Below are 26,410 nucleotides of genomic sequence, written 5' to 3'. Positions count from 1 at the left end.
AGGTTGAATCATGAGCAGATCTACCTTGAAGTTCGCGGGCCTGTTAATCGCCGCGCTGATGTGTAACGAGGCGGCAGCCTGGTCGCACGCCGGTGGTTTTGGGCGTTCATACGGTGGTGGCGGTTCATGGAGTCGTTCCGGCGAATTTGGCTCGGCTTCGGGCGGCGATGGCAGTTGGAGTGGCGAAACCAATCGCGGCGGCTCGGCCTCCGGCGGTGACGGCAGCTGGAGCGGTTCAGGCTATCGCGGCGGTTCGGCCTCCGGTGGCGGTGGGTCCTGGGCGGGCACAGGTGCCGAAGGCGGAACGGCTTCCGGTCAGGACGGTGCCTGGCATGCACAAGGTGAAGATGGCGCCAACGCTTATGGCTACCACGCGGACGGTTATGGTACGACGGCTTACCGGGGACCCGCTTATGGCGGGTCTGCTTACCAGTCAGTTCCATACGGGACTGCCTACTACCATCCGCCCGCCGCTGTGATTGCCAGCAGCGGCTGTTATTACTGCGGCGGTGTCAATCCGGTAGCCGCCGCTGCGACGGGCGTGGCGGTGGGTGAGGCTGCAGGGGCGGTGGCCGACGAGGATGCCGACGACAACGCGTTCGGCGCTGGCTATAACGCCGGGATGGTCGCTTCGGGACCGCCGACGATGCCCTTGGGCCAGACCTATGCCAGCCTGCCTATCGGATGTAATTTGCAGACTTTTTCCCAGAGCACGTACTACCAATGCGGCAATTCCTGGTTGCAACCTGCCTATGGCGCCAACGGGGTGTATTACACCGTGGTGACACCGCCATGATCAGCGTTTGCAAGCCCTGGACGCACTGATTTCAGCAGCGTCTGCTCCGAGCCTGCGTGACCCGGAACAGACGCTGGCTGTGTCTTCAGCTGATGTTGCGCAACGATCCCTTCCAGTACTTTTCCCGCACACTTTCTGTTGCGCAAAGTGAAATAGGCCAACACCAGGAACGGGGCGGTGATCCACCGCCCCGATGCCTGCTACTGACTGGTAGTGGCTGCCAACAGCGGCGCCATCTGCTCATCGGTCAATGCCGCATGGACGTCCATCTTCATGATGTCGCTCCACTCCAGCACCCATTGCTGGATGGGCACCAGATCACTCGCCTCTACAATCCCCATACCGCTCGAACCGCCTACGGCATGCCAGCGTCCGAGCATCTTGGCGCCTGTGGGCGGAGCACCCCCGGAATTGAGAAAACGCTCGATCGCCTTGTTACGGTTTTCCGGGTCAATGGACCAACTGACGATGAATAACATCGGCCACCTCCTGATACGGATTGGCACCTGTTTGTCTTCGCGCACCTGGCTGGCGCCGGGACCACGGTTACGCTGAGCCTCTTTATCCTCTGTGAAGGCATAGCAGCGACCGGCAGTCCGCGTACGACCGCTGATCCTCTTTAGTTATCTTTTCATGGATTGAATAACGTCACGCGCGGTGCCTGTTTCACCCGCGAAACATGGGCGGCGACTTGTAATTTTCATCGATGCTGCCCTTACGCATCCCGCAACAGGTCATTGGCGTTGAGGATGTCGTAGGCGATTTCCGGGCGATTTTCCAGGCTGCGGCGAATGGCGGCCGGGATCGACTGGCGGGTTTTACGGCATAGCCCCGGTTGCTCGCCGAGGGTGATGCCGATGCCGCGCATCGTGCGCACTTCGTTGAAGCTGGGGACGATCTCGACACGGATGCCCAATTGCTCATACATCCGCTGTTGCAGGCGTTCGAGGTCGGCCAGGCTCTGGAGGTTTTCCAGGCGGTCGAGCAGGCGCTTTTCTTCCTGGCGGGTCAGAAACAGGATGCGCACGTCCGCCCCCGGTGTTTCAAGCAGTGGGTCACGCCCGCAGTTGCAGGCGCCGGGCGGGCAGGGTGAGCGGATCGGAGCGGAGGTGGTCATGGGGTTCAATCATAGAGCGCTCTAATCCGGTTTGCCCATAGCTGAATCGTCAGTCTGAGATTTCGGTCGTCGGGATAATCTGCTCATCCTCAACCGGCGCACTGCTGGCAGTTTTCTTTTCCCGCCGATCATTCATCCAGGTGTTCAACCGGGCACCGAATTCGGCTGGGGCTTTGCGTCCGACTCGTCTGGCCAAATCGAGAATGGTCTGCTGGGCGAGCGCGTCTTCCATGCGTTTTTGCGCGGTCATCATGACGGCGTGCACCGAGCAGGGACCGTCGAGGGCCCACGCCGGTGGGGCGCCGTCGAACACGGCGCAACGCCCGCGAATCTCGCGGCAATCGAAGATCAGCTTCTGGCCATCAATGGCATTGACGATGTCCAGCACGCTGATTTCGTCCGCCGGCCGCGCCAGTTTGAACCCGCCGCGCACGCCTTCGGTGGCGATCACCAGTTTTGCCTTGGCCAGCCGGGTGAAGATCTTGGCCAGGTAATCCAGCGGCACGCCTTGCAGTTCGGCGAGATCGCGCACGCTCGCCTCACGGCTATCACCGGAATCGCCCACCAAAAAAATCAGGCAATGAATGCCGTATTCAACGCCTGCGCTGTAAAGAGACATCTGGATCTCCGACTGAATGAGTCGCCAATGTTATCAGTCGACGGTTAGAGGGGCAATGATCCATATGTAAAGCTATCTGCCCTGTGTTGCTTATAGATAAAAGCCATTTCCGGAATTTACAGGTATCAAAATTAGCGATACTAACCATCGATAAAAGGTCGTTGCGTGCTATTACTTGGATCACTATAGTCGCCGTTGTCAGCTCGGCAACGAGTTCAGCTTTTGGTCTTCCTCGGAGTTAAAACCATGAAACAGCACATTCTGGTCATCGGCGCAGGTTTCGGCGGTATGTGGACGGCGTTGAGCGCTACGCGCTTGTTCGACCTGCATGATCACAACGGCGTAGAGGTCACGGTACTGGCGCCTCAGGCCGAGCTGCGTGTGCGTCCGCGCTTCTACGAACCCAACGCTCATCAACTGGCGGCACCGATCGGTGAGCTGTTCGATGCCGTGGGTGTGAAGTTCATCAAGGGCGCCGCAGAGACCATCGACGTGCAGCAAAAACGCGTGGGCTATACCGATGCTTCGGGCACCCGGCAGACGTGCAGCTACGACAAACTCGTTCTGGCGACCGGCAGCCGCCTGGCCCTGCCGAACACCCCGGGAGTGTCCGAACATGCCTTTGATGTCGACCAGATCGAACAGGCCGTGCGTCTGGAAAACCACCTCAAATCCCTGGCCAGCCTGCCAGACAGCAAAACCCGCAACACCGTCGTAGTGGCGGGCGGCGGTTTCACCGGGATTGAAACGGCGACCGAAATGCCGGCACGTCTGCGGGCTATCCTCGGTGAGGGTGCCGACATTGAAGTGATCATCGTCGACCGTGGCGAGAAGGTCGGGGCTTCGATGGGCGCCGAAATCAGCCAGTCGATTGCTCAAGCGAGCACGGAGCTGGGGGTGAAATGGCGCCTGAAGTCATCGGTTGTTGCCGTTGACAAGAACGGTGTGACCTTAGCCGATGGCCAACGCATCGATGCCAAAACCGTGGTCTGGACCACCGGTGTGCGCGCCAGTTCGCTGACTGAACAGATCCCCGCTGAGCGTGATAGCCAAGGCCGTCTGCACGTGGACAGTCATCTGAAAGTCATCGGCCAGGACGACATCTTTGCTACGGGTGATGTGGCTTACGCGGCCTGCGATGACATCGGCAACTACGCAATGATGACCTGCCAGCATGCCATCTCGCTGGGGCGCCACGCCGGTAACAACGTGGCGGCGCAGATTCTGGGCGTGGACCCGACGCCTTATAGCCAACCCAAGTATGTGACGTGCCTGGATCTGGGCGCTTGGGGCGCGGTTTACACCGAGGGTTGGGATCGTCAGGTCAAACTGGTCAAGCAGGAAGGCAAAGAGCTGAAAACTCAGATCAATACCGTCTGGATCTACCCGCCGGCAGCCGACCGTGCCAGTGCGTTGGCAGCAGCGGATCCGATGATCCCGGTGGCTTGACAGCGCTGCCTTGAAAAATCCCGCTCAAGTGACCTTGAGCGGGATCTTTTTTTATATATAGAAAGCTAGATGCGGAAAGCCTGGCGGCCAACCAGCAACCATTTGCCACCCTTCTTTTGCCAAATCTGGAAGTTCTCGATTTCGGTCGGGACCACTTCGGTGCCCTTGAGCGCTTGTGCCGAGAAATGATTGCGAACCAGCGCTATGTCACCGGAGACGTTGATGGTCTGGTTTTGCATTTCCAGGGTTTTGAACGCGCTTTTGCCGGTTTCGATATCGGCGATGAAGTCGGTCTTGTCCTGAACCTTGCCGCTGGAATGCCCGTAGGTCAGGTTCTCTGCGGTCAGCGCTTTCAGTTCTGGAATGTTCTTGTGCAGCATGGCTTGGGTCAGATGGTCGACGGCGCTGGCGACCTCTTTCTCGCCCGGCGCTGGGGCTGCGGCTACGTAGCCGCTGAAGAGGCATAGAAAACCGACCAGTAGTTTGACGTTCTTCATAGGTGTTTCCTTGTTGTTATGGATTGAGTGACTCATCGGTCATCGTACAACCTAAAAAGATTTTAGAGAATACCCGGCACGACCCGTATTCAAGGTCGTGCTCGGGCTGTGCGTTTCAGGCCAGCATCGACAGCAATCCGCCCTGACGGTCCAGCTTGGCCAGGTCATCGAAACCGCCGACATGGGTGTCGCCGATGAAAATCTGCGGCACGCTGCGACGACCGCTGCGGCTGAGCATCTCCTGGAATTTGCCGGGGCTGGACTGGACGTTTATTTCCTCGGCTGCGATGCCCTTGCTGGTGAGCAGCGCCTTGGCGTTGCGGCAGTAGGGGCAGGTGTCGGTGGTGTAGATCGTCACGCTGTTCATCGTCGGTACTCCCGAATTTATTGACCGTGTTCACGCATCGATGGCGGGGAAGTCGATCTCGGTCAGGGCGAGGTTGTTGAGGTAGTTGGTCAGGGTCTGCGCCGCAATGTGGCCCACCACTTCAATGATCTTGGCGTCGTTGATGCCGGCCGCGCGCGCTGCGTCGAGCTGCTCGGTGTTCAGGTGGCCACGGCTTTCGGTAATTTGTCGGGCGAGGGTGGCGAAGGCATTCAGTTGGCCGTGTCGGGCGCTGAGGATGTCTTGCGCGGACAGCCCGGCTTTACCGGCGAACAGCGTGTGCGCCGCCAGGCAGTAATCGCAGCCGTTGACCTGTGAAGTGGCCAGATAGATCGCTTCTTTTTCCGTCGCGCTCAGGGACGTTTTGCCCAGCGCCGCGCTTTGTTGCAGGTAGGCCGCGAGTACCGCAGGGGCATGCGCAAGGGTTTTGAAGACATTCGGCAAAAAGCCGATTTTTTTCTGCACGCCTTCCAGCAATGGGCGGGTGGTGTCAGTGGCGTGTTCAAGGCTCAGGGCAGTGATGCGGCTCATGGGTACAGCTCCGTAGATTCAAGCGCGGTGTGCGCTGGGTACGGGGTCTATGCTATGGGGCGACGCTGGCCTTTAGGGTGCAAATCGTCGAGGATATGCAACAGATCGTCCAGAAGTTCGCCCGGGAGCCGTTCCATGGATCGCTTGTCCACGTTGCTCACCCACTTCGGCGTCAGTGCCGGGGCCTTCTACAGCGGGCATTTTTGCGGCTCCGTGGTCTTTGATGGCGATCACTCAACGGGGCATTTGCACCTGTTGCAGGCGGGCGAACTGACGCTGAAATTGGCCGATGAACCCGACCGGTTGCTCACCGAGCCGACGCTGATTTTTTTCCCGCGACCGTACCGTCATCGTTTACTCGCCAGCGAAGCGTCGAGCCCCCAACTGGTGTGCGCGTCGCTGGATTTCGACGGGGGCGCCGGCAATGCCCTTGCGGCCGCGCTGCCGGATTACCTGCTGCTAAAACTCGACAGCGTGCCGACGATGGCCGGCACGCTGGACTGGCTGTTCAACGAAGCCTTCGGCGGCACCTGTGGCCGTGAAGCGATGATGGATCGACTGTTCGAGTTGCTGGTGATCCAGTTGCTGCGGCACATTCTGACCGACCGCGATCAGGGCCCCGGCATGATGGCTGGTCTCGCCGATTCGCGTCTGGCGCGGGCCATGAGCCTGATGCATGACGCGCCCGAAAAATCCTGGACCGTCGCCGAACTGTCAGCGGCGGCCAACATGTCCCGGGCCAGTTTTGCCGAGCACTTTCGTCAGGTGGTGGGGCAGACACCGGTCGACTATCTGGTGAGTTGGCGCATCAGCCTGGCGCAGAAGCGTCTGCGCGAAGGCAAGTCGATTGCGCTGATCGCCGATGAAGTCGGCTACGAAAGCCCTTCGGCACTGGCCCGGGCCTTTCGCCGAAAAACCGGCGTCAGCCCGCGCGAGTGGGTGCAGGCAGGTAAACGCCTGCGATGATCGCGTCTGCCAAGCTGCTTGAGGATCGTGAGATAGACTAACCAGCGGACATCCAACGATGGGAGTGACCTCTGTGGCGCGACGCAAATGGACTCGCTGATTACCGCTGCCGCCCGAGCGCTGGCCGCGGGTGATCCTCTGGGGGCGTTGAACCGGATTGCCTTGCGCGACGATGCGCCGGCGCTGGCACTGCGCGGTATCGCCATGGCCCAGCTCGGCGATCTGGAGCGCGCGAAAGCGCTGGTCAAACGGGCGGCGCGGGCATTTGGTCCGAAAGAGTCCATGGCTCGGGCGCGCTGTGTGGTGGCTGAGGCGGAAATTGCCCTGGCGGCTCGCGATTTGAGCTGGCCGGAAAAAGCCCTCGACACGGCGCTGGCAACGCTCGAAGTCCATGGGGATTGGGTGAATGCGGCGCACGCGCGGTATCTGCAGATTCGACGGTTGTTGCTGATCGGGCATCTCGATCAGGTCGAGGAACGGCTCGCCCGGCTGGACCCGGCGCCCTTGCCTCCGGCCCTGCGTGCCGCGCATGAACTGGTGGTGGCTGGCATCGCGATGCGCCGGCTGGAGATCAAAAAGGCGCGGTCTGCGCTGGAGCGGGCCGAACGCTTTGCAGGCGAGGCCGGGATCCCGGCGCTCAGCGCCGAAGTCGACACTGTAGCTCGCGTCATGAACACCCCCGCAGCCCGCTTAATCAGCCGGGGCGAGGCGCGACCGCTGATGCTGGATGAGGTAGAAACGCTGCTCGCCTCAACGTCGCTGGTGGTCGACGCGTGTCGTTATGTGGTGCGCGGCGCTGGCATGTCGGTGTCCCTGGCCAGGCGCCCGGTGTTGTTCACCCTCGCGCGGGCATTGGCCGAAGCCTGGCCGGCTGATGTCCCCCGGGAAACACTCATCGCCTATGCTTTTCGCTTGAAACTCAGTGATGAATCCCATCGTGCGCGGTTGCGCGTCGAAGTCGGACGGCTGCGAGCGGCGCTTCGACCGTTGGCCGGGGTCACCGCGACGAAGCGTGGCTTTGCCCTGGTGTCGCCGGACGTCGTGGTGCTGGCGCGCCCGGTCGAGGAGCAGCACGCGGCGCTGCTGGCGTTTCTGGCGGACGGTGAGTCGTGGTCGAGTTCGGCCCTGGCACTGGCGCTGGGCACCGGTCAGCGTAGCGTGCAACGGGCGCTTGATGCGCTGGCGGTCGCCGGCAAAGTGCAGACCTTTGGCCGTGGCCGGGCCCGGCGCTGGATGACACCACCGCTGCCGGGATTCGCGACGACTTTGTTACTCACGGCTTTGTTGCCGGGTGATTAGGATCCACTCCACACACCCAGTGAAGAGGATGCATTCATGAAACGATCAACTGCTGAAATCATTCGTGAATATGGCCCGTTTCCCGACGTCGACAGTGTGCATGGCGTCTCGTTTGACGGCCGGCAGGTCTGGTTCGCCTCCGGAGAAAGACTCAACGCCCTGGATCCGGAGAGCGGCCAACCGCTGCGCTCGATCGACGTCGCCGCTGATGCGGGAACCGCCTTCGATGGCCAGCACTTGTTCCAGATTGCCGGTAAACACATTCACAAGATCGATCCGCAAAGCGGCCGTGTACTCGCCACCATCCCGGCACCCGGCGGTGGCGCTGATTCGGGGCTGGCGTGGGCGGAAGGCAATCTGTGGGTCGGTCAGTACCGGGCCCGCAAAATCCATCAGATCAACCCCGATACCGGGGCCATTCTGCACACCATCGAATCCAACCGCTTTGTCACCGGGGTGACTTGGGTGGACGGCGATCTGTGGCATGGCACGTGGGAGGAGGATGAAAGTGAGTTGCGACGAATTGACCCGATCACCGGTAAAGTCCTGGAAACTGTCGAAATGCCGCCAGGGGTGGGGGTGTCAGGCCTTGAGTCAGACGGCGCCGAGCGTTTTTTCTGTGGCGGTGGCAAAAGCGGCAAAGTGCGGGCCGTTCGTCGGCCCGTGTCTTCCTAGAACGTAAACTGGCGCGACGAGCGAGGTGCGCTCTGGGCCAGCTCGATCTCCAGCAGGTGTTCAACCAGCACGTCATTGAGAAAGCGGAATTGATCGTTGAGACCGACCACTTCGTTACTGAAGTGGTTGGCCGCTGCCGGCATCAGCAACGCCTCAAAATTCGGGTCGAACACCAGTGACAACTCTTTGCGCGACACGAATTCTTGCGCGTAGTAGTTGCTGCCAAACACCGGAAAACTCACGGCCAGGCTGACGGAGTGGATCATGATGGGCGCTCCTCGGTCTGGCCGATGTCCAGGATAAAACGGGAAAAAAGCGTCAGCGTCACGGCCGTCAGGGCCAGGCAGGTCAGGAGATGGATCAACATGATGTGGCCCTCCGAGGCGGGGTTTGCGTTGGAATGGGGTGATCGTGCGCCTGAGGGGTTTATTGCGGAAGGCATTCGTCGCGATGGTGAATATCGATGGTAGTGATGGTGTTCTTGAGGGCCTCATCGCCGGCAAGCCGGTCTCGCTCCCACATTTGGATCGCGGTGAGTTCAAAACTGTGGGAGCGAGCCTGCTCGCGAAGAGGCCCTTGAACCTTCCATCCAACCCACGGCGAACAAACTGCGCCACCTATACTCAAACCAATAGGCCTTTGAGTTTCGGGCATTCTGCCCAAGGGCGACTGTAGGAAACCGCGATCTTGAACCTGCGTTCGCTGATCGTCGCCGTGTTGGTGGTATTGGCGGGATGCGCCACGCCTGAGCGTGCCCCTGTGGTAGCGCCGGTTGTGGTGGTCGTGTCCGATAGCACGTGGCGGCAGGTGGATCGCGAAATCGTCGCGGCGTCGCAATCGGCCACCGAGCAGACCAGAATCTACTCGCGCGGGGCCATGGAATACTGGCGCACACGGGTCTACCAATTGACCGAAGAGAACTTCATCCCCTGGTTCAGCAGTTACTGGACCCAGGAATGGCTATCGATGAAAGTCAGCTGGTACACCCTCAGTGCCAAGGGCGAGCAGGATGCCTCGGCCAAGCGTTTGGCGGGCTATCTGCTCGAGCAATATCAGGAACGGGTGCTGGCGCCGGTAGCGGTAGAGATTGATCCCGACGCGATTCTCGGCCAGTCCACCGCGTTCTACGTAGACATTCTTCAGGAAGAACTGCAGAAAACCTCCAAGCGTCACGGCATACCGATGGCGCAGCTCAATGGCCGCATCCAGAAAGTCCCCGCCATCGCCCTCGGGCCACCGCCCGCGCGCAATGCCTCGCTTTACCAGGTCGTCCGTACGCAGCCGTTGGACTCACTGCCGGCTTACGCAGCGTTGATTGACAAGATCCACAAGGCGGGGGGCGACAAGGGGATCGGTTCGACGGACACTGCCATGGCGCCAGTGGCCAAGCGCGCCAGTCAGCGCATGGAAGCCGAAATGGCCCCTCGCGGGGCCGCCAGTGCGGTGGCCGCCGCCGCCGGGAAACTCGCCGGGGGCTTGATCACCGTCGGCGTGGCCGGGATTCGCGCGCTCATCCAGGCTGCCGACCGGCCGGACAGCGAGGCGCTGATTCGCAGCAGTTTGGGCAATACGTTCGACAAAGCCTGGATGAAGCTGGTGCAAAATCCGACGACCGGCGTGATGGCAGGGACGCTGTACATGGCGGGGCAGATCGAGGGCAACCTGGCGGTAACTGCCGAACCACCGTCGGTCAATTCGGCCAGCAGGCCTGTCGATTGGAGCCCGACGGAATCGACTAACCATCAGCTCGACCCTCACCCCCCTGCAGGAGAATGACCATGTCTTATGTCGATGGCTGTGTGATTGCCGTACCGACCGCCAACCGCGAGCAATTCAAGAAGCACGCCGAAATCACCAGCGCGATTTTCAAGGAGAACGGTGCCTTGAGCATTGTTGAATGCTGGGGCGACGACGTGCCAGACGGCAAAGTGACCTCGTTTCCGATGGCGGTGAAACTCAAGGAAGACGAAACAGTGGTGTTTTCCTGGATCGTCTGGCCAGACAAGCCGACCCGCAATGCCGGCATGCAAAAAATGATGGCCGACCCGCGCATGCAACCGGACGTCAATTCAATGCCGTTCGATGGTCAGCGGATGATCTTCGGCGGCTTCAACATCATCACTCAGGCCTGAAACACACCCCAGGATCACTCCGCTGTCGGGGTGATCCTGCAACTCTTGCGATTACGGATCTCGTTATCCGTCGGCCGCTCCCTGACGAACTCGAAACGTGGCTCACCTTCGCTATAGTGAACCAGCCAGCCCCATTCCAGCTCGGACTCATCCTGCCCAGGTTTCGGTGGCATCGCCCACCATGGCTCTTTGCTGATGATCTCCCGCATAGCCCCTCCCGTTGTTTTCGGTTGGTTCAACTATAACGTGCATGTCAGGAGGTGCCAGGCGTGAGCGACGAATCCCATGAGCCGCTGAAACGGCTGTTTTTTGCCCTGAACTGCCCGCCCGAGCAACGCAAGGCGATTGCGCAATGGCGTAGCGCGCTTGAACTGCGCAGCGGGCGCCCGGTGCTGGCGGAAAACTTTCACCTGACGTTGAAGTTTTTGGGCGCGGTGGGCGTGGCGCAGATCGCCGATATCTGCACCGCTGCCGCGAAGGTTCGCGTGCCGGGTGGGCCGTTGAAGTTGGCGCTTGATCGGCTGGATGTCTGGCGCAGGGCAGGCGTGCTGGTGCTCGCACCCGAGCAAGCGCCGCCGGAGTTATTGCGGTTGGTGTATGCGCTGGAACAGGCGATGTTGCCGTTTGGGTTTGAGGATGCGCCGAAGGAGTTTCGGCCGCATTTGACCTTGATGCGTGACTACCGGCTGCCGGTGCCTGAGTCCGTGACGCCGCCCGAGTTTTTCCTGCGGGCTGATCGCTTTGCGTTGTTTGAATCGCATAAGGGACGTTATCGGGCATTGGCCGAATGGCCACTCGTTCCCGCATAAAAAATGGCGCCCGAGGAGAGCGCCCAAATTCACCTTAACCGAGGAAGCCAGGTGAGGCCGTTCTGCTGCTGGGAGCGTGCAGCGGTGGTAAGGCGCTGCGGGAACGGAAAACGGTTGAGTCTTGTGTTGCCAGTGCTGGCCTCTTCGCGAGCAGGCTCGCTCCCACAGGGATTGGCGTCGTGCACAAATCTGTGTCTCACCACAAACCACTGTGGGAGCGAGCCTGCTCGCGAAAGCGATTTCACATTCAGCGATTATTTCCCGAGCTTGACCCGCGTCCAGCCCCGGGTCATCACCCGCTGAATCCCGATCGGCATATCCGGAATCGCATACAGCGTCGCCATCACCTCCTGCGGCGGATACGAGCCCGGATCATCCCGAATCGCCTCATCCACCAGCGGCGTCGCTGCGGCGTTGGCGTTGCTGTAGCCGATGTTGTTGGTGATCTCGGCGATGATGTCCGGGCGCATCAGGAAGTTCATGAACAGGTAAGCGTTCTCGACGTTCGCCGCATCCCGAGGGATGGCGACCATGTCGTAGAAACTGCCGGCGCCTTCTTTCGGGATGCTGTAGTCGATCTGCACCGTGTTACCCGATTCCTGGGCGCGGGCCTTGGCTTGCAGGACGTCGCCGGAATAGCCGACCGCCACGCAGATGTTGCCATTGGCCAGGTCGGAGATGTACTTCGACGAATGGAAGTACGCCACAGAAGGGCGAATCTTCATGAACAGCGCTTCAGCTTCGGCGATCTGGCCTTTGTCTTGCGAGTTCACCGGGTAGCCCAGGTAGTGCAGGGCGGCCGGGAGCATTTCGGTTGGCGAGTCGAGGAAACTGATGCCGCAGGCTTTGAGTTTTTCCGCGTTTTCCGGTTTGAATAGCAGGTCCCAGGAGTTGGTCGGTGCGTTGGCGCCGAGTACTTCCTTGACCTTGACCGGGTTGAAACCGATGCCAATCGAGCCCCACATGTACGGGAAGGCGTGAGCGTTATCCGGATCGCTGGCGGAGGCGTTTTTCAGCAGGACAGAGTTGAGGTTTTTCCAGTTCGGCAGCTTCGATTTGTCCAGTGTCTGATAGACGCCAGCCTTGATCTGCTTGGCCAGAAAACTGTTGGACGGCACGACAATGTCGTAGCCGGATTTGCCCGCGAGCAGGCGTGCCTCAAGGGTTTCATTGCTGTCGAACACATCGTAGGTCACGCGAATGCCGGTCTCGTCTTCGAACTTCTTGACGGTGTCCGGTGCGATGTAATCCGACCAGTTGTAGACGCGCAGTACCTTGTCATTGGCCTGGGCGCCGGTAGCCATAGCGCCCAATAAGGACAGTGTCAGCAGAGTCCTGCCAAACATTTTCATCGGTACAACTCCATTCTTTTTTATTCAAATTCGCAAAACAATTGCAGTCTTGGCGCACCCCTTGTAGCAGCTGGCGAAGCCTGCGCCCGGCTGCGAAGCAGTCGTAAAACCTGCGAATTCAATCTTCCAGAAAGAACCGCAGTGTCTGAATTCACGACTGCTTCGCAGCCGAACGCAGGCTTCGCCAGCTGCTACAAAGTGTGCGTGCTGCAGGCCCTTAAGCCGTCGCTTCTACCATTTGCTTGTCAGGTTGCTGCCACGACTCATTGGCGGTCTGGTCCATTGCTTCCTGGATCGCACGCTTGCGGGTGGCTTCGGCGCGGCGGCTGAAGTACCAGACCATGAAGGTCACAATCGATACCGCCAACAGGATCAAGCTGGCCACGGCGTTGATCTCAGGCTTCACGCCCAGACGCACCGCCGAGAACACTTCCATCGGCAAGGTCGTCGAACCCGGTCCGGACACGAAACTCGCCAACACCAGGTCATCCAGCGACAGGGCAAACGACATCATGCCGCCGGCCGCCAACGATGGCGCGATCATCGGAATGGTGATCAGGAAGAACACCTTGAATGGCTTGGCCCCAAGGTCCATGGCCGCTTCTTCGATGGACAGGTCCAGCTCACGCAAGCGCGCGGAAACGACCACCGCCACATACGCCGCACAGAACGTCGTGTGAGCGATCCAGATGGTGATGATGCCGCGTTCCTGCGGCCAACCGATCAACTGCGCCATCGCCACGAACAGCAGCAACAGCGACAGACCGGTGATCACTTCCGGCATCACTAGCGGCGCAGTGACCAGGCCGCCGAACAATGTGCGACCTTTGAAGCGCGTGACGCGGGTCAGCACAAACGCCGCCAAGGTCCCCAGTGCAACCGCAGCCACCGCCGTGTAGCAGGCGATTTCCAGCGAGCGCACCACCGAGCCCATCAGTTGCGTGTTGTCGAGCAAACCGGCGTACCACTTGAACGACCAGCCGCCCCACACGGTCACCAATTTCGAGGCGTTGAACGAGTAGATCACCAGGATCAGCATCGGCAGGTAGATAAACGACAGGCCGAACACCAGCATCATTTTTGAAAAACCGAAACGTTTCATCCTCGTGCCTCCATCTCTTTGGCCTGGCTGCGGTTAAACAGCAGAATCKGCACAATCAGGATCAACAGCATCACCACCGCCAGCGCAGACGCCACCGGCCAGTCGCGGTTGTTGAAGAACTCTTGCCACAGCACGCGACCTATCATCAGGGTCTCCGGGCCGCCCAGCAGTTCCGGAATCACGAACTCACCCACCACCGGGATGAACACCAGCATGCAGCCTGCGATGATGCCGTTCTTGGCCAGCGGCACGGTGATTTTCCAGAAGTTGTTGAAGTTGCTCGAGCCCAAATCTGAAGCCGCTTCCAGCAGGCTTTGATCGTGCTTGACCAGGTTGGCGTACAGCGGCAACACCATGAACGGCAAGTAGGCGTAAACCACGCCGATGTACACGGCCGTGTTGGTGTTGAGGATCTCGATCGGGTGATCGGTCAGTCCGGTCCACATCAAAAACCCGTTGAGCAAGCCGTTGTTGCTGAGAATGCCCATCCACGCATACACGCGGATCAGGATCGCGGTCCAGGTCGGCATCATGATCAACAGCATCAGGACGTTTTGCGTTTCCTTGTTGGCCTTGGTAATGGCGTAGGCCATCGGGAAACCGAGTACCAGGCACATCAGCGTGCTGAACAACGCGACTTTCAACGAGCCGAGGTAGGCCGAGATGTACAGCTCATCGTCGGTCAGCAACAGGTAGTTGCCGACGTTCAAAAACAGCTGAAACTTCTGTTCGGCGTAGGTGTAAATCTCCGAATAAGGAGGAATGGCCAGCGCCGCTTCCGAGAAGCTGATCTTCATCACCAGGAAGAACGGCAACAGGAAAAACAGGCACAGCCACAGGAAGGGAACCCCGATGACGAGCTTTCGACCACTCGGCATCAGCCGCATGAACTGCTGATTGAGTGTTTTCATGAGCGCAGTACCACGCCGCTGTCGTCTTCCCACCAGACATAGACGGTGTCGTCCCAGGTCGGGCGTGCACCACGGCGTTCGGCGTTAGCCATGAACGATTGCACGACTTTGCCGCCAGGCAGTTGCACGTAGAACACCGAATGACCGCCGAGGTAAGCGATGTCATGCACTTTGCCTTGGGACCAGTTGTAGCGGTTCTCGGGCTTGACTGTGCTGACCAGCATTTTTTCCGGGCGGATGGCGTAGGTGATCGACTTGTCCTGCACCGAGGTGCTGACGCCGTGTCCCACGTAAATCTTCTGCTCAAGGTCCGGGCTGTGGATGATCGCGTGACCTTCAAGGTCTTCCACCACCGTGCCGTCGAAGGCGTTCACGTTGCCGATGAACTCGCAGACCATGCGGCTGACCGGTGCTTCGTAGATGTCGACCGGGCTGCCGATTTGTGCGATCCAGCCCAGGTGCATGATCGCGATGCGCTGGGCCATGGTCATGGCCTCTTCCTGGTCGTGGGTCACCATCACGCATGTCACGCCGACACGCTCGATGATTTCCACCAGCTCCAGTTGCATCTGCGAACGCAGCTTCTTATCCAGCGCGCCCATCGGTTCGTCGAGCAGCAGCAGCTTCGGACGCTTGGCCAGGGAGCGAGCCAATGCCACACGCTGACGCTGACCGCCGGACAGTTGATGCGGCTTGCGCTTGGCGTATTGGGTCATGTGCACCAGGCGCAGCATTTCTTCAACGCGGGCGTCGATTTCGCTGGCGGGCAAACGGTCCTGCTTGAGGCCGAAGGCAATGTTCTGCGCCACGGTCATGTGCGGGAACAAGGCGTACGACTGGAACATCATGTTGATCGGCCGCTCGTACGGCGGCATGTCGGTGATGTCCACGCCGTCGAGGAAAATCCGGCCATCGGTCGGGCGCTCGAAGCCTGCGAGCATGCGCAGCAGGGTCGATTTGCCAGAGCCGGAACCGCCGAGCAGGGCGAAGATTTCGCCTTGATGAATCTCAAGCGAGACATCGTCCACCGCGGTGGTTTCGTCGAATTTCTTGGTGACGCGGTCGACTTTCACCAGCACCTTTTTCGATGCCTGGTGACCTTCAAGAGCCTTCCTGTAAATGCTGGAGGCGTTTGCCATGTGAAACTCCCAACAGGTTTCAGTCGTCGGGCCAACGCGGCCTGACTTAATAGTTGATTGCAAGCCCGAACCGGGTACGGTCCCTGTAGGAGCCGAGCTTGCTCGCGAAGAGGCCCTGACAGCCGACATCAATGTTGGATGTTCGGCCGCCATCGCGAGCAAGCTCGGCTCCTACAGGTTGCCCATTCCGGTTTGGCTTATTCGGCGCCGCCGTCCTGGCTGCCTGGTAGTACTTGTTGTTATCGCAGTGTGTTGCTGTCGCGAGGGGCGGGCGCGCAAAGGCACGCCCGTCTGACTCGCGGGGGCAGTAATCAGTTGTTTGTGTATTCAGTCAGCGGCTTTTACGCAGCGCGGCCCGTCGCCGGCACGCATCGCCGAACGCCTGGAAAATACTCAAATAAGGAGGATTCGAAAGCACCTGCCACTCCGGGTGCCATTGCACGCCGACTGCAAACGTTGGGCTGTGGTCGACGGAAATCGCCTCGATCAAGCCGTCCGGCGCAATCGCTTCGGCACGCAGGCCGGGCGCCAATCGGTCGATACCCTGACTGTGAATCGAATTGACCATGAACTCCGCCGGCAACTCCAGGGCTTCGAACACGCCGCCCGGTTGCACAGTGACCGTATGTGCCGGTGCGTATTGCACCGCCAGCTCCGGACTGTCCGCTTCGCGGTGGTCCAGCATGCCCGGCAGTTCGTGGACCTTCTGATGCAGGCTGCCACCAAACGCCACGTTCATTTCCTGAAAGCCCCGGCAGATGCCGAGCACCGGCACGCCGGCCGCAATGGCCGCACGTAATAAAGGAAGGGTCGTGGCGTCCCGCGCCGGATCGTGATCCGTGCCGGGAGCGCTGGCCGGGCCTTGATAGTGGAAAGGTTCCACATTCGAGGGGGAGCCGGTCAGCAACAGACCGTCGAGATGCGCGAGCACATCCTCGATTTCAGTCAGTTCGCCCAGGGAAGGGATGACCACAGGCAGCCCCAAAGCCGCGACGCTGACAGCACGCAAGTACTTGTCGCCGCTGACGTGGTAGGGGTGCAGGCCAATCTGTTTGACGCATGCAGTAACGCCGATCAATGGCTTGAATGCCATTTTTATCACCTCGAAGTTTCACACTTGAACGAGCTTTTCCGGAGCTTAGCCTTGTTGATTTTAATTAACAACTCTCATGTAAAAAATTCTAAACGCCGCACGTCCGATCTCCAGCAATTACACGGTGCGCAAGATCGATCTGGCACTCTCGTCCCCTAAAAAGGCCAGAAAATAAAGGTTGAAGGGTCAAGTGTTCGCTATTGACTTCACTTTGCCGTTCGGGTTGACTGGGCTCGTGAAAGGGTAGTGAACATAATAATTAACAGCTAAAAAATAGGTGCATCATGTCGGTCCCTCTGCGTGCCGTTCAACTCAACGAAGCAAACGCATTCCTTAAGAAATATCCTGAGGTTTTGTACGTCGACCTTCTGATTGCGGATATGAACGGCGTGGTGCGCGGCAAGCGCATCGAGCGCACCAGTCTTCATAAGGTCTACGAAAAAGGCATTAACCTGCCGGCGTCTCTGTTTGCTCTGGACATCAACGGTTCTACGGTGGAAAGCACTGGCCTGGGTCTGGACATCGGCGACTCTGACCGGATCTGTTTCCCCATTCCTGGCACCCTCAGCATCGAGCCTTGGCAGAAGCGCCCGACCGCGCAACTGTTGATGACCATGCATGAACTAGAAGGCCAGCCATTCTTCGCCGACCCGCGTGAAGTGCTGGCCAATATCGTGCGCAAGTTCGACGACATGGGCCTGACCATCTGCGCTGCGTTCGAACTCGAGTTTTATCTGATCGACCAGGACAACGTGAACGGCCGTCCGCAATCGCCGCGCTCGCCGGTGTCCGGCAAGCGTCCGGTGTCGACTCAGGTGTACCTGATCGACGACCTCGACGAATACGTCGATTGTCTGCAAGACATCCTCGAAGGCGCGAAAGAGCAGGGCATTCCTGCCGACGCCATCGTCAAGGAAAGCGCCCCGGCGCAGTTCGAAGTGAACCTGCATCACGTTAACGACCCGATCAAGGCCTGCGACTACGCGGTGTTGCTCAAGCGTCTGGTGAAGAACATCGCCTACGACCACGAGATGGACACCACGTTTATGGCTAAGCCGTATCCGGGTCAGGCGGGCAACGGTTTGCACGTGCACATTTCGATTCTCGACAAAGAAGGCAACAACATCTTTGCCAGCGAGGATCCCGAGCAGAACGCCGCGCTGCGACACGCGATCGGCGGTGTGCTCGAGACCCTGCCGGCGCAGATGGCGTTCCTGTGCCCGAACGTCAACTCCTACCGTCGTTTCGGCGCCCAGTTCTACGTGCCGAACTCGCCAAGCTGGGGTATCGACAACCGCACCGTAGCCGTGCGTGTGCCGACTGGTTCGCCGGACTCGGTGCGCATCGAGCATCGTGTCGCCGGTGCCGACGCCAACCCGTACCTGCTGATGGCCTCGGTTTTGGCTGGTATTCACCACGGGCTGACCAACCAGATCGAACCGGGCGCCCCGGTGGAAGGCAACAGCTACGAGCAAAACGAGCAGAGCCTGCCGAACAACCTGCGCGATGCACTGCGCGAGCTGGACGACAGCGAAGTCATGGCCCGTTACATCGACCCGCTGTACATCGACGTGTTCGTGGCGTGCAAGGAAAGCGAGCTGGCCGAGTTCGAGAACTCCATCTCCGACCTTGAGTACAACTGGTACTTGCACACTGTCTGATTCTTCGATGTCGCCTGATGCACCGCCTTCGCTGGCAAGCCAGCTCCTACAGGGTTGTGTGTCGGGCGCAGCATCTGTGAGCGACATGGATCAACTGTAGGAGCTGGCTTGCCAGCGAAGGCGGTCGATCAGCCAGCCCCCGTCGTCTGACACACCGATATCCAATATTCCTCTGCGTCGAGTCACAACCATGACAAACACTCGCAGCGACTGGGAACAACGCTTCCAGTCCCTAACACTCGAAGGCCGTGCATTCATCGACGGCCAATATTGCCCGGCACTCAGCGGTGACACCTTTGAATGCATGAGCCCGGTCGACGGTCGCTTTCTGGCCAACGTCGCCAGCACCGACGAAGCCGACGCCAATGCGGCCGTCGCCGTCGCGCGCCGCACCTTCGAATCCGGCATCTGGGCCAACCTTGCCCCGGCCGAGCGCAAGCGCACCCTGATCCGCTTCGCCGACCTGATCCTGGCCAACCGGGAAGAACTGGCCCTGCTCGAAACCCTCGACATGGGCAAGCCGATCAACGACTCGATGAACATCGACATTCCAGCGACCGCCAACGCGATCCGCTGGAGCGCCGAAGCCATCGACAAGATCTACGACGAAGTCGCCGCCACCCCGCACGATCAACTCGGCCTGATTACCCGCGAACCTGCCGGTGTGGTCGCCGCCATCGTGCCGTGGAACTTCCCGTTGATCATGGCCAGCTGGAAGTTCGCCCCGGCGCTGGCTGCCGGTAACTCGTTCATCCTCAAGCCTTCGGAAAAGTCGCCGCTCACGGCCATTCGCATTGCTCAACTGGCGCTGGACGCTGGCATCCCGAAAGGCGTGTTCAACGTCCTGCCGGGTTACGGCCACACCGTCGGCAAGGCGCTGGCGCTGCACATGGACGTCGACGTGCTGGCCTTCACCGGTTCGACCGCGATTGCCAAGCAACTGATGATCTACGCCGGGCAAAGCAACATGAAGCGCGTCTGGCTTGAAGCCGGCGGCAAGAGCCCGAACGTGGTGTTCGCCGACGCGCCGGATTTGCGCGCGGCAGCACAAGCGGCGGCCGGTGCGATTGCCTTCAACCAGGGCGAAGTCTGCACCGCCGGTTCGCGCTTGCTGGTGGAGCGTTCGATCCGCGAGCAGTTCATTCCGCTGTTGGTGGAAGCGCTGCAAGCGTGGAAACCGGGGCACGCACTGGACCCGGAAACCACCGTCGGCGCAGTCGTCGATCAGCGCCAACTGGACAACGTGTTGCGTTACATCCAGGTCGGCAAAGACCAGGGCGCGCAACTGATCGCCGGCGGCAGCCGCACCCTCGAAAGCACCGGCGGCCTTTACGTGGAACCGGCGATTTTCGACGGCGTGACCAACGCCATGACCATCGCCCGTGAAGAGATCTTCGGCCCGGTGCTGTCGCTGATCACCTTCGACACCGTTGAAGAAGCTCTGGCCATCGCCAACGACAGCATCTTCGGCCTGGCCGCTGGCGTCTGGACCAGCAACCTGAGCAAGGCCCACACCTTCGCTCGCGGCTTGCGCGCCGGCAGCGTCTGGGTCAACCAGTACGACGGCGGTGACATGACCGCGCCGTTCGGCGGGTACAAGCAGTCGGGTAACGGTCGGGACAAATCGCTGCACGCGTTCGACAAATACACCGAACTCAAAGCGACCTGGATCAAGCTCTAATACCTATAAAAAAAGCGACGGTCGCCGGCACGCTGCCGGTGGCCATCGGAGAAAGCTATGAAACAAGATTCTGTGAAACAAACCCACGTAAACAGCTACTACGCCGCCACCCGCAACTTCACCGGCGATTTCCCGGTGCTTGAAGAGTTGGTGGAATGCGACGTCTGCATCATCGGCGCCGGCTACACCGGTTTGTCCTCGGCCCTGTTCCTCGCCGAAGCCGGCTACAGCGTCACCGTACTGGAAGCCGCCAAAGTCGGTTTCGGCGCCAGCGGTCGCAACGGTGGCCAACTGGTCAACTCCTACAGCCGCGACGTTGATGTCATCGAAGAGCGCTACGGCGACAAAACCGCCGAAGTCCTCGGCAGCATGATTTTTGAAGGCGCCGACATCATCCGTCAGCGCATACAACACTACGACATCCAGTGCGACTACCGTCCGGGCGGCATCTTCGCCGCGATGAACAAAAAGCAACTCAAAGGCCTGGCCGAGCAGAAGAAAAGCTGGGAGCGCTACGGCAACAAGAACCTGAAAATGCTCGACACGGCTGACATCAAGCGTGAAGTCGGTTCCGACGCCTACGTCGGCGGCCTGCTCGACATGCAGGGCGGCCACATCCACCCGCTGAACCTGGCCCTCGGCGAAGCTTCGGCCATCATCGGTCTGGGCGGCAAAATCTACGAACAATCGGCGGCAGTAGAAATCACTTACGGCGAACCGATCACCGTACGCACCGCCAAAGGCGTAGTGCGCGCCAAATACCTGCTGATCGCCGGTAACGCTTACCTGCCGCAGGGCCTCGACAATCGCGTGACCAGCAAGAGCATGCCGTGCGGCTCGCAAATCGTCGTCACCGAACCGTTGTCCGAAAAGGTTGCGCGCAGCCTGATCAAAAACAACTACTGCGTCGAAGACTGCAACTACCTGCTCGACTACTACCGCCTCACCGCCGACAACCGCCTGCTGTACGGCGGTGGCGTGGTCTATGGCGCGCGGGAACCGGACGACATTGAACAACTGATCAAGCCGAAAATCCTCAAGACCTTCCCGCAATTGAAGGACGTGAAAATCGACTACCGCTGGACCGGCAACTTCCTGTTGACCATGTCCCGCATGCCGCAATTCGGCCGCATCGAGAAAAACGCCTACTACATGCAAGGCTACAGCGGCCACGGCGTCACCTGCTCGCACCTGGCCGGCAAACTGATCTCGGAAATGATCCGCGGCGACGCCGAACGCTTCGACGCGTTCGCCTCCCTGCCACACATGCCAATGATCGGCGGCCGCACCTTTTCAGCACCGTTGACCGCCCTCGGCGCCGTGTACTACTCGCTGCGCGATCGTTTCGGCATCTAAACCTGCTGCAATCCCTGTAGGAGCCGAGCTCGCTCGCGATGGCGGCGGCACAGCCAACATTGATGTCGCCTGACACACCGCCATCGCGAGCAAGCTCGGCTCCTACAGAGATCTATGGAATGCACAAAATTTGTATTCGCTCAGGTCAAAACTGTGGGAGCCGGGCTTGCCCGCGATGACGCCAAATCAGCCACCATCAATGCCACCTGACACACCACTACCCTGTAGGAGCCGAGCTTGCTCGCGATGAGGCCATCCCCGTCGCCATCAATGCCAGCTGACACACAGCAACCGCCCCTACAGTTTTCACAGCCAAACCCCCTGAATTCAGGTCAAAACAACCTTTTTACCCAACCACTTATCGAACCTGCTGAGCAACACGAACAAACGTGATTTAATACCCGCCTTTCAAATTTCCGGGACAGGGAAGCGGTGTTTTTCGCGGCCAAAAGTCGCCCGCCATCCACCCCCATTACCCCTTAAGTAATTCACGCATAAGGCTGTCATGGACACGGGCTCAAGACTCAAATTAGTACGCGAAAGCTACAAGCTGTCCCAGCGCGAGCTGGCCCGGCGTAGCGGCGTCACCAATGCCACCATCTCCCTGATCGAACAGAATCGCGTCAGCCCCTCCGTCAGCTCCCTGAAAAAACTGCTCGAAGGCATACCGATGTCTCTGGCGGACTTCTTTACCTTTGATCAGCCGCCGCGTGAGCATCAATACGTGTTTCGGGCTAATGAACAGCCGGATCTTGGCCGTCATGGGCTGCGGTTGTTGCTGATTGGGGCTTCGGTGCCGAGTCGGCAGATGCGGTTGTTGCGCGAGCAGTACGCGCCTGGGGCAAGTTCGGGGGAAGAGCCGATTGTGCATTCGGAAGGGGAGGAGTGTGGGCTGGTGACGCGGGGGACGGTTGAGTTGACGGTTGATGGGCAGATTAGTGTGCTCAACGCTGGGGATGGTTACTACTTCCCGACAACCCTGCCGCACAAGTTTCGCAACATTGGCCAGGATGAAGCGGAAATCATCAGCGCCAATACCCCGGCAAACTTCTGATACCAAAAATGGACGCAGCCCTGTAGCAGCTGCCGAAGGCTGCGTCCGAAGCCAAAAACGGTTGACATTTATTTTGTGAGATTGAATATTTCTCCGGCGCAGGATAGCGCAACAGGGATCGACAAAAATAAAATCAAGGAATAAACGGAGAGACTGATGAACATTCAGGAAGCGTTCAAAGTGGCAGCAGGCATTAAATATCCTTATTGCCGAACCAAGAAAAAAATGTTCACGGAAGTCGGAAAGTAAGTGCGCGATTTTCAGCAGTCTCTGCTGTTCTCGATGGTGCTGTCGATTTCGTTCGGACCGATTGCATTAATTATATTGCGGCAGTCAATATTGCATGGCCGATTTAGTGCGGTGCCAAGTGCACTAGGCGCCGCAGTCGCCGATGTTTTATATGCCGTGATTGCGTTATTGGGTGCAGCACTTGTGAGTGTGTTCGTGTTGCAATATCGGAACCTGTTGGTCTTTGCATCCATCGTCTATCTGTTTTATTTGGGGGTAAAGATACTGAAGTATGCAGATCCCGATATGTCGGTTTCGCAACAGGCTGGGTTCATTTCTGTTTTTGCTTTGACGATGACCAATCCACTGACCATCGTTGCAATCACTTCTTACGTTTTTGCCAACCATTCAGGTGGGGTAGCGGTCAATATTCCTGCATTTATTTCAGGTTTTTTTATTGGTAGCTTCGTTTGCCAAATGGTTTATGCGTTAAGCGGTGATGCTGTGGGTAGGATGTTGTCTGGAAGGGTGAGTTTTCGAATATTAAACTGGTTGAGTGGTTTTTATCTGATTACATTCTCTATGTGGAAATTAGGTTGTTTAATTAAGGCTGAGGGGCTTTTGTTGGGGGTTGGCTGATCTGTGAATGTTTGCCGTTTCAGAGCGATTTTCTCAAAAAGGTGACAAATCTATTTAATAAATAGCGGTGTCACCTTTTGCAGGTCACCTATTACTGACTAAAGCAAGCGCTCTGCTTCTTGGGCGTATCAAACCCACGCTGCTCAATCACCCGAAACACATCACTCACATCCTGGATCAGAATCCGGGCGATGTTTGTGACGGTGTTGATGTCGTTTTCGGCGTAGTCGGGGAGGCTGGTGCAGGCCATGAGGTTGAGGTATTTGAGGACGGCGTTGAGGCGCTCGCTGACGCAATTGTGGAGTTCGCACAGTGGGGCGTCGCTGTCGATGAGCAGGACGGGGTAGTCGGTGGCGAGTTGGGACATTGGGGTGAAGCGGCGGGGCGGGTTCTGATTGGTCATAAATGTCAGTCCTTAAAAGAAAATCACAGCCGCCATAAACATGGCGGCGCTTGGTGTCTTCCTTTAGGGCTGCGAAACCCTATCGCTGACTGCGGTCAGCGACGGGTCGAATATAGGCGTCGATTTTGGCGGCTGCAAACGGGGTTGTAGGACGTAAATGCGGGTTTGGGGGGATGGTTAAGACGACGTTTTGTTGATCGGCAGTCGTGAAATCAGAGGTTGTTTAGTGTCAGGTGGACGTTGCTTGCTGGATTTGCGGCTGCTGCGCAGCCGGACGCAGGCTTCGCCAGCTGCTACAGGATGTGGGGGTGTTTAATAATGCGGCAGCGTTTGGGGCGGCTTCGCTGCCCAGCGGGAGCATGCTCCCTCGCCACAGAGGGCGCTTTCCTACACGTTTTTCGGATGGCCAGAAAAGACAAAGCCCCGAATCATCGGGACTTTGTGCAGTTACCAAAATCGATGTTGCGGATCGTTCGCCCCACTGCCTGGCCTGCGGCGAATGCGGGTTGTGTTCGGTGTGTTTCGGTCCAGCCAATGCCCATGCCACGACCCCAATCAGCGGCACGAACACGATCACTACGATCCACAGGAGTTTGTTGCTCGATTTGCCTTTGGCTTTTCGGACTCGGTTGATTGCCCATAGCTCGATCAGTAGAAGAACTGCTGTGAGTACGATCCAGATTGTTTCGGTTTGCATTCGCCACCCTTCTGATAGTCATTCAGTTAGGTGAATCGCTGTGGGCTGGGTTCATTAAATTTCAGGTTTTTTGGGCGGAGTGAGCGGGGTGCTCGCGATTTAGAGCTGGCAGTTCAATTGATGTTGAAGGTCAGGGCCTCTTCGCGAGCAGGCTCGCTCCCACAGGGGGATTGGGTTGCAAAGGTAGAAACCGGGGACTTCCTTTACGTTTTAAACCGCAGACATCCTTTACAGGTGAGGCACGCCGAGTTTGCTCAGGTGTTCACTCATGGCCACGCCAGCCTGACCGGCAGAGAGATTAGACCCGCCTGGGCGGCGGGTCTGGCGGGGCATCAATGCATCTTGCTGTGATCCGCCATGCCGAGTGCCCGAGTCTCGGCCTGCACTTCGATAATTTCCTGCTCGCCCTTGGCGTTTTTCACGGTCAGGGTCAGCGGGACTTTTTCGCCTTCCTTAACCTGAGCGGTCAGGTCAATCAGCATCACGTGGTAGCCATGGGGATCGAGTTTCACAGGCTTGCCTGCCGGCAGCGCGACGGACTCGACCATTCCCATTTTCATCACATCGTCTTTCATGCTCATTTGGTGAATCTGTACCGTTTTAGCCACCGGAGACTGAACGCTCAGCAGGGTGCTGTCGCTGTCGGCTTGCAGGGTCATGAAGGCGCCGGTGGACGGTTGGTCGGCAACGGTCGCGCGGACCCAGGCGTCGTGGACTTGGGTTTGTGCGGATACCTGAAAGGCCAGGCCAATCAGCGACAGGCCCAGGGCCAGTTGTTTGATGCGTTTGAAGGATATTGAAGTCATTAGCAGACCTCCATGACGGTGAGCAGGTCTTCTGCGCACTCTTGGGCGGTAAGGGACGCAGACAGACCCAGGCGCAAAGTGCCCCGGGAGTCGAAGACATAGCTGGTCGCGGTGTGGGAGACGGTGTAGCTCGAACCGCTGGGAACCTTTTCGAAGAACACGCCGAACTCCTTGGCGGTGTCGGCGGTTTCTTCCAGCGTGCCGTGCAGTGCCTCGAACGTCGGGTCGAATGATTTGACGTATTTGTCGAGCATCTGCGGCGTGTCGCGTTCCGGGTCCAGGGTGATGAAGATCACTTGCAGCTTTTCGCCATCGCGGCCCATCAGTTTTTTCGCTTGGGCGGCGCGTGCCAATGTGGTTGGGCACACGGCCGGGCATTGGGTGAAACCGAAGAAAACCATCGGCATCATCCCGCGATAGCTGGTCAGCATCCGGGTTTCGCCATCGGCGTCCTTGAGCTTGAAGGTACGGCCCATGATCTTGTCGCTGAGGTCCTTGCCATGTTTGAACGACAGTTTGCTGCTGTCATCGCAACCGGCCAGCAGGCCGAGGCTCAACAGGCTCATGCCGCGCAGGACTGTGCGACGGTTATACAACGTACTCATGGAGGGGAAATCCTGTGTAGCGACGTGAAATCTGTGGCGGCTGATGAATCAGACGAAAAAAGCGCGTGGATATTAACAAACTGTTGCGGTGAGCTGCGCATTGTCGGACCGGCGCGGGTTGCAGTACAGAGACAGAACCGGAAGAAAACTACGGATCAGTAGCCATAACGCGATCCATGTAGCAGCTGCCGAGCCTGCGAGGCTGCGTTCGGTGCGGGCCGCGTTCGGACGAAGCCGTCGTGAAATCAGTCAATGCGGTGTGTCAGGCCCACCGTGCACTCAGGGTTTACGACGGCTTCGCCGCCGAACGCAGCCTCGCAGGCTCGGCAGCTGCTACAGGGGAGGCGTTGCAGCGGACACATTGCAGATACATAAGTGCGGTTTCATGGGCTGCCCAACACCACAATG

The 26,410-nt window shown here is 58.9% G+C and carries 29 protein-coding genes and 1 pseudogene; 13 read left to right on the top strand and 17 right to left on the bottom strand.

All coding sequences use genetic code 11. From position 1 onward, the window contains the following. Positions 1–10 precede the first annotated feature (10 nt). A complete protein-coding gene (locus tag AC1DWM_RS21355) occupies positions 11–796 on the top strand; it encodes a hypothetical protein (RefSeq protein ID WP_477796057.1) in 786 nt (261 codons plus the stop codon). Between the two features lie 200 nt (positions 797–996). Here the strand turns inward: AC1DWM_RS21355 and AC1DWM_RS21350 are convergent, their stop codons facing one another. The 3 genes from AC1DWM_RS21350 to AC1DWM_RS21340 form a co-directional block, all read right to left on the bottom strand. Beyond that, entirely contained in the window at positions 997–1,275 is a 279-nt protein-coding gene (locus tag AC1DWM_RS21350) for a DUF3303 domain-containing protein (protein ID WP_477796056.1), read from the bottom strand. A 236-nt stretch (positions 1,276–1,511) separates the two neighbouring features. After that, on the bottom strand, positions 1,512–1,913 hold the full coding sequence (locus AC1DWM_RS21345; protein WP_223516086.1) for a hypothetical protein: 402 nt from the start codon (positions 1,911–1,913) through the stop codon (positions 1,512–1,514). A 49-nt stretch (positions 1,914–1,962) separates the two neighbouring features. Continuing rightward, a complete protein-coding gene (locus AC1DWM_RS21340; RefSeq protein ID WP_223516083.1) occupies positions 1,963–2,532 on the bottom strand; it encodes an RrF2 family transcriptional regulator in 570 nt (189 codons plus the stop codon). 246 nt (positions 2,533–2,778) lie between these two features. Here AC1DWM_RS21340 and AC1DWM_RS21335 point away from each other — a divergent pair, with 246 nt between their 5' ends. Beyond that, positions 2,779–3,981, top strand: a complete 1,203-nt coding sequence (locus AC1DWM_RS21335; protein ID WP_477796055.1) for an NAD(P)/FAD-dependent oxidoreductase — start codon at positions 2,779–2,781, stop codon at positions 3,979–3,981. 65 nt (positions 3,982–4,046) lie between these two features. Here AC1DWM_RS21335 and AC1DWM_RS21330 read toward each other — a convergent pair whose 3' ends face one another. The 3 genes from AC1DWM_RS21330 to AC1DWM_RS21320 all read right to left on the bottom strand — a co-directional run bounded on the left by AC1DWM_RS21330 (position 4,047) and on the right by AC1DWM_RS21320 (position 5,394). Next, positions 4,047–4,478 (bottom strand): nuclear transport factor 2 family protein, encoded by a 432-nt coding sequence (locus tag AC1DWM_RS21330; RefSeq protein ID WP_477796054.1) that lies wholly within the window; start codon positions 4,476–4,478, stop codon positions 4,047–4,049. 115 nt (positions 4,479–4,593) lie between these two features. Continuing rightward, on the bottom strand, positions 4,594–4,845 hold the full coding sequence (gene grxC / locus AC1DWM_RS21325; RefSeq protein WP_477796053.1) for a glutaredoxin 3: 252 nt from the start codon (positions 4,843–4,845) through the stop codon (positions 4,594–4,596). A gap of 30 nt (positions 4,846–4,875) precedes the next feature. After that, positions 4,876–5,394 carry a carboxymuconolactone decarboxylase family protein gene (locus AC1DWM_RS21320; RefSeq protein WP_477796052.1) on the bottom strand — a complete coding sequence of 173 codons (519 nt, stop codon included), beginning with the start codon at positions 5,392–5,394 and terminating at the stop codon, positions 4,876–4,878. A 135-nt stretch (positions 5,395–5,529) separates the two neighbouring features. Between AC1DWM_RS21320 and AC1DWM_RS21315 the strand changes: the two genes are divergently transcribed. The 3 genes from AC1DWM_RS21315 (at position 5,530) to AC1DWM_RS21305 (ending at position 8,334) form a co-directional block, all read left to right on the top strand. Then, entirely contained in the window at positions 5,530–6,360 is an 831-nt protein-coding gene (locus tag AC1DWM_RS21315) for a cupin domain-containing protein (protein ID WP_477796051.1), read from the top strand. An 87-nt stretch (positions 6,361–6,447) separates the two neighbouring features. Further along, positions 6,448–7,659, top strand: coding sequence for a helix-turn-helix domain-containing protein (locus tag AC1DWM_RS21310; RefSeq protein ID WP_477796050.1), 1,212 nt, complete (start codon positions 6,448–6,450; stop codon positions 7,657–7,659). A gap of 36 nt (positions 7,660–7,695) precedes the next feature. After that, on the top strand, positions 7,696–8,334 hold the full coding sequence (locus tag AC1DWM_RS21305; protein WP_223516061.1) for a Vgb family protein: 639 nt from the start codon (positions 7,696–7,698) through the stop codon (positions 8,332–8,334). On the opposite strand, the gene AC1DWM_RS21300 is transcribed toward AC1DWM_RS21305, so the two are convergent. After that, complete coding sequence (locus AC1DWM_RS21300) at positions 8,331–8,600, bottom strand: hypothetical protein (RefSeq protein WP_477796049.1); 270 nt, start codon at positions 8,598–8,600, stop codon at positions 8,331–8,333. The two genes, AC1DWM_RS21305 and AC1DWM_RS21300, sit on opposite strands and share 4 nt — an antisense overlap. A gap of 421 nt (positions 8,601–9,021) precedes the next feature. Here AC1DWM_RS21300 and AC1DWM_RS21295 point away from each other — a divergent pair, with 421 nt between their 5' ends. Together AC1DWM_RS21295 and AC1DWM_RS21290 are read left to right on the top strand one after the other, a co-directional pair. Further along, complete coding sequence (locus tag AC1DWM_RS21295) at positions 9,022–10,110, top strand: hypothetical protein (protein ID WP_223516055.1); 1,089 nt, start codon at positions 9,022–9,024, stop codon at positions 10,108–10,110. 2 nt (positions 10,111–10,112) lie between these two features. Then, positions 10,113–10,466: a DUF1428 domain-containing protein gene (locus tag AC1DWM_RS21290; RefSeq protein ID WP_223516051.1), complete on the top strand. Its 354-nt coding sequence runs from the start codon at positions 10,113–10,115 to the stop codon at positions 10,464–10,466. Between the two features lie 14 nt (positions 10,467–10,480). Here the strand turns inward: AC1DWM_RS21290 and AC1DWM_RS21285 are convergent, their stop codons facing one another. Continuing rightward, positions 10,481–10,675 carry a hypothetical protein gene (locus AC1DWM_RS21285; protein ID WP_223516048.1) on the bottom strand — a complete coding sequence of 65 codons (195 nt, stop codon included), beginning with the start codon at positions 10,673–10,675 and terminating at the stop codon, positions 10,481–10,483. Between the two features lie 60 nt (positions 10,676–10,735). Between AC1DWM_RS21285 and thpR the strand changes: the two genes are divergently transcribed. Then, entirely contained in the window at positions 10,736–11,275 is a 540-nt protein-coding gene (thpR, locus tag AC1DWM_RS21280; protein WP_477796048.1) for an RNA 2',3'-cyclic phosphodiesterase, read from the top strand. A 254-nt stretch (positions 11,276–11,529) separates the two neighbouring features. On the opposite strand, the gene AC1DWM_RS21275 is transcribed toward thpR, so the two are convergent. From AC1DWM_RS21275 to AC1DWM_RS21255, 5 genes are all read right to left on the bottom strand, one after another. Then, positions 11,530–12,627, bottom strand: a complete 1,098-nt coding sequence (locus AC1DWM_RS21275) for a polyamine ABC transporter substrate-binding protein (RefSeq protein ID WP_223516043.1) — start codon at positions 12,625–12,627, stop codon at positions 11,530–11,532. 217 nt (positions 12,628–12,844) lie between these two features. Continuing rightward, positions 12,845–13,729: an ABC transporter permease subunit gene (locus tag AC1DWM_RS21270; protein WP_223516040.1), complete on the bottom strand. Its 885-nt coding sequence runs from the start codon at positions 13,727–13,729 to the stop codon at positions 12,845–12,847. Continuing rightward, entirely contained in the window at positions 13,726–14,607 is an 882-nt protein-coding gene (locus tag AC1DWM_RS21265) for an ABC transporter permease subunit (RefSeq protein WP_477796063.1), read from the bottom strand. Before AC1DWM_RS21265 ends, AC1DWM_RS21270 begins: the two co-directional genes overlap by 4 nt. 29 nt (positions 14,608–14,636) lie before the next feature. Continuing rightward, positions 14,637–15,779, bottom strand: a complete 1,143-nt coding sequence (potA, locus tag AC1DWM_RS21260) for a polyamine ABC transporter ATP-binding protein (protein ID WP_477796047.1) — start codon at positions 15,777–15,779, stop codon at positions 14,637–14,639. A gap of 331 nt (positions 15,780–16,110) precedes the next feature. Continuing rightward, a complete protein-coding gene (locus AC1DWM_RS21255) occupies positions 16,111–16,872 on the bottom strand; it encodes a gamma-glutamyl-gamma-aminobutyrate hydrolase family protein (protein ID WP_452626013.1) in 762 nt (253 codons plus the stop codon). Positions 16,873–17,156: 284 nt separating this feature from the next. On the opposite strand from AC1DWM_RS21255, the gene AC1DWM_RS21250 reads away from it, so the two are divergent. The 5 genes from AC1DWM_RS21250 (at position 17,157) to AC1DWM_RS21230 (ending at position 23,491) form a co-directional block, all read left to right on the top strand. Next, positions 17,157–18,533 carry a glutamine synthetase family protein gene (locus AC1DWM_RS21250; protein WP_223516033.1) on the top strand — a complete coding sequence of 459 codons (1,377 nt, stop codon included), beginning with the start codon at positions 17,157–17,159 and terminating at the stop codon, positions 18,531–18,533. Positions 18,534–18,723: 190 nt separating this feature from the next. After that, complete coding sequence (locus AC1DWM_RS21245) at positions 18,724–20,214, top strand: aldehyde dehydrogenase (RefSeq protein WP_223516030.1); 1,491 nt, start codon at positions 18,724–18,726, stop codon at positions 20,212–20,214. A 72-nt stretch (positions 20,215–20,286) separates the two neighbouring features. Further along, positions 20,287–21,570 (top strand): NAD(P)/FAD-dependent oxidoreductase, encoded by a 1,284-nt coding sequence (locus AC1DWM_RS21240; RefSeq protein WP_452629069.1) that lies wholly within the window; start codon positions 20,287–20,289, stop codon positions 21,568–21,570. A gap of 505 nt (positions 21,571–22,075) precedes the next feature. Continuing rightward, on the top strand, positions 22,076–22,624 hold the full coding sequence (locus tag AC1DWM_RS21235; protein WP_007946335.1) for a cupin domain-containing protein: 549 nt from the start codon (positions 22,076–22,078) through the stop codon (positions 22,622–22,624). A 249-nt stretch (positions 22,625–22,873) separates the two neighbouring features. Further along, a complete protein-coding gene (locus AC1DWM_RS21230; RefSeq protein WP_477796046.1) occupies positions 22,874–23,491 on the top strand; it encodes a LysE family translocator in 618 nt (205 codons plus the stop codon). Between the two features lie 91 nt (positions 23,492–23,582). On the opposite strand, the gene AC1DWM_RS21225 is transcribed toward AC1DWM_RS21230, so the two are convergent. The 4 genes and pseudogenes from AC1DWM_RS21225 to AC1DWM_RS21210 all read right to left on the bottom strand — a co-directional run bounded on the left by AC1DWM_RS21225 (position 23,583) and on the right by AC1DWM_RS21210 (position 26,002). Further along, complete coding sequence (locus AC1DWM_RS21225) at positions 23,583–23,894, bottom strand: fructose-bisphosphate aldolase (RefSeq protein ID WP_477796045.1); 312 nt, start codon at positions 23,892–23,894, stop codon at positions 23,583–23,585. Positions 23,895–24,390: 496 nt separating this feature from the next. Beyond that, positions 24,391–24,591: pseudogene (locus AC1DWM_RS21220) on the bottom strand (PLD nuclease N-terminal domain-containing protein); the annotation flags it as partial. A 332-nt stretch (positions 24,592–24,923) separates the two neighbouring features. Then, complete coding sequence (locus AC1DWM_RS21215) at positions 24,924–25,397, bottom strand: copper chaperone PCu(A)C (protein WP_477796044.1); 474 nt, start codon at positions 25,395–25,397, stop codon at positions 24,924–24,926. Then, positions 25,397–26,002 (bottom strand): SCO family protein, encoded by a 606-nt coding sequence (locus AC1DWM_RS21210; RefSeq protein WP_477796043.1) that lies wholly within the window; start codon positions 26,000–26,002, stop codon positions 25,397–25,399. The genes AC1DWM_RS21215 and AC1DWM_RS21210 overlap by 1 nt, the downstream gene beginning before the upstream one ends. Between the last annotated feature and the right edge of the window lie 408 nt (positions 26,003–26,410).

It is taken from the genome of Pseudomonas sp. P4_C8, assembly GCF_056401975.1.
Note: the sequence above shows the minus strand (reverse complement) of the source record. Positions and strands in the feature narration are given on the sequence as shown.

Bases quoted from the DNA above. Each gene is read 5' to 3' on its own strand.
- AC1DWM_RS21355 (WP_477796057.1), top strand. From the start codon at position 11: ATGAGCAGATCTACCTTGAAGTTCGCGGGCCTGTTAATCGCCGCGCTG.
- AC1DWM_RS21350 (WP_477796056.1), bottom strand. From the start codon at position 1,275: ATGTTATTCATCGTCAGTTGGTCCATTGACCCGGAAAACCGTAACAAG.
- AC1DWM_RS21345 (WP_223516086.1), bottom strand. From the start codon at position 1,913: ATGACCACCTCCGCTCCGATCCGCTCACCCTGCCCGCCCGGCGCCTGC.
- AC1DWM_RS21340 (WP_223516083.1), bottom strand. From the start codon at position 2,532: ATGTCTCTTTACAGCGCAGGCGTTGAATACGGCATTCATTGCCTGATT.
- AC1DWM_RS21335 (WP_477796055.1), top strand. From the start codon at position 2,779: ATGAAACAGCACATTCTGGTCATCGGCGCAGGTTTCGGCGGTATGTGG.
- AC1DWM_RS21330 (WP_477796054.1), bottom strand. From the start codon at position 4,478: ATGAAGAACGTCAAACTACTGGTCGGTTTTCTATGCCTCTTCAGCGGC.
- grxC (WP_477796053.1), bottom strand. From the start codon at position 4,845: ATGAACAGCGTGACGATCTACACCACCGACACCTGCCCCTACTGCCGC.
- AC1DWM_RS21320 (WP_477796052.1), bottom strand. From the start codon at position 5,394: ATGAGCCGCATCACTGCCCTGAGCCTTGAACACGCCACTGACACCACC.
- AC1DWM_RS21315 (WP_477796051.1), top strand. From the start codon at position 5,530: ATGGATCGCTTGTCCACGTTGCTCACCCACTTCGGCGTCAGTGCCGGG.
- AC1DWM_RS21310 (WP_477796050.1), top strand. From the start codon at position 6,448: ATGGACTCGCTGATTACCGCTGCCGCCCGAGCGCTGGCCGCGGGTGAT.
- AC1DWM_RS21305 (WP_223516061.1), top strand. From the start codon at position 7,696: ATGAAACGATCAACTGCTGAAATCATTCGTGAATATGGCCCGTTTCCC.
- AC1DWM_RS21300 (WP_477796049.1), bottom strand. From the start codon at position 8,600: ATGATCCACTCCGTCAGCCTGGCCGTGAGTTTTCCGGTGTTTGGCAGC.
- AC1DWM_RS21290 (WP_223516051.1), top strand. From the start codon at position 10,113: ATGTCTTATGTCGATGGCTGTGTGATTGCCGTACCGACCGCCAACCGC.
- AC1DWM_RS21285 (WP_223516048.1), bottom strand. From the start codon at position 10,675: ATGCGGGAGATCATCAGCAAAGAGCCATGGTGGGCGATGCCACCGAAA.
- AC1DWM_RS21275 (WP_223516043.1), bottom strand. From the start codon at position 12,627: ATGAAAATGTTTGGCAGGACTCTGCTGACACTGTCCTTATTGGGCGCT.
- AC1DWM_RS21270 (WP_223516040.1), bottom strand. From the start codon at position 13,729: ATGAAACGTTTCGGTTTTTCAAAAATGATGCTGGTGTTCGGCCTGTCG.
- potA (WP_477796047.1), bottom strand. From the start codon at position 15,779: ATGGCAAACGCCTCCAGCATTTACAGGAAGGCTCTTGAAGGTCACCAG.
- AC1DWM_RS21255 (WP_452626013.1), bottom strand. From the start codon at position 16,872: ATGGCATTCAAGCCATTGATCGGCGTTACTGCATGCGTCAAACAGATT.
- AC1DWM_RS21250 (WP_223516033.1), top strand. From the start codon at position 17,157: ATGTCGGTCCCTCTGCGTGCCGTTCAACTCAACGAAGCAAACGCATTC.
- AC1DWM_RS21245 (WP_223516030.1), top strand. From the start codon at position 18,724: ATGACAAACACTCGCAGCGACTGGGAACAACGCTTCCAGTCCCTAACA.
- AC1DWM_RS21235 (WP_007946335.1), top strand. From the start codon at position 22,076: ATGGACACGGGCTCAAGACTCAAATTAGTACGCGAAAGCTACAAGCTG.
- AC1DWM_RS21225 (WP_477796045.1), bottom strand. From the start codon at position 23,894: ATGACCAATCAGAACCCGCCCCGCCGCTTCACCCCAATGTCCCAACTC.
- AC1DWM_RS21215 (WP_477796044.1), bottom strand. From the start codon at position 25,397: ATGACTTCAATATCCTTCAAACGCATCAAACAACTGGCCCTGGGCCTG.
- AC1DWM_RS21210 (WP_477796043.1), bottom strand. From the start codon at position 26,002: ATGAGTACGTTGTATAACCGTCGCACAGTCCTGCGCGGCATGAGCCTG.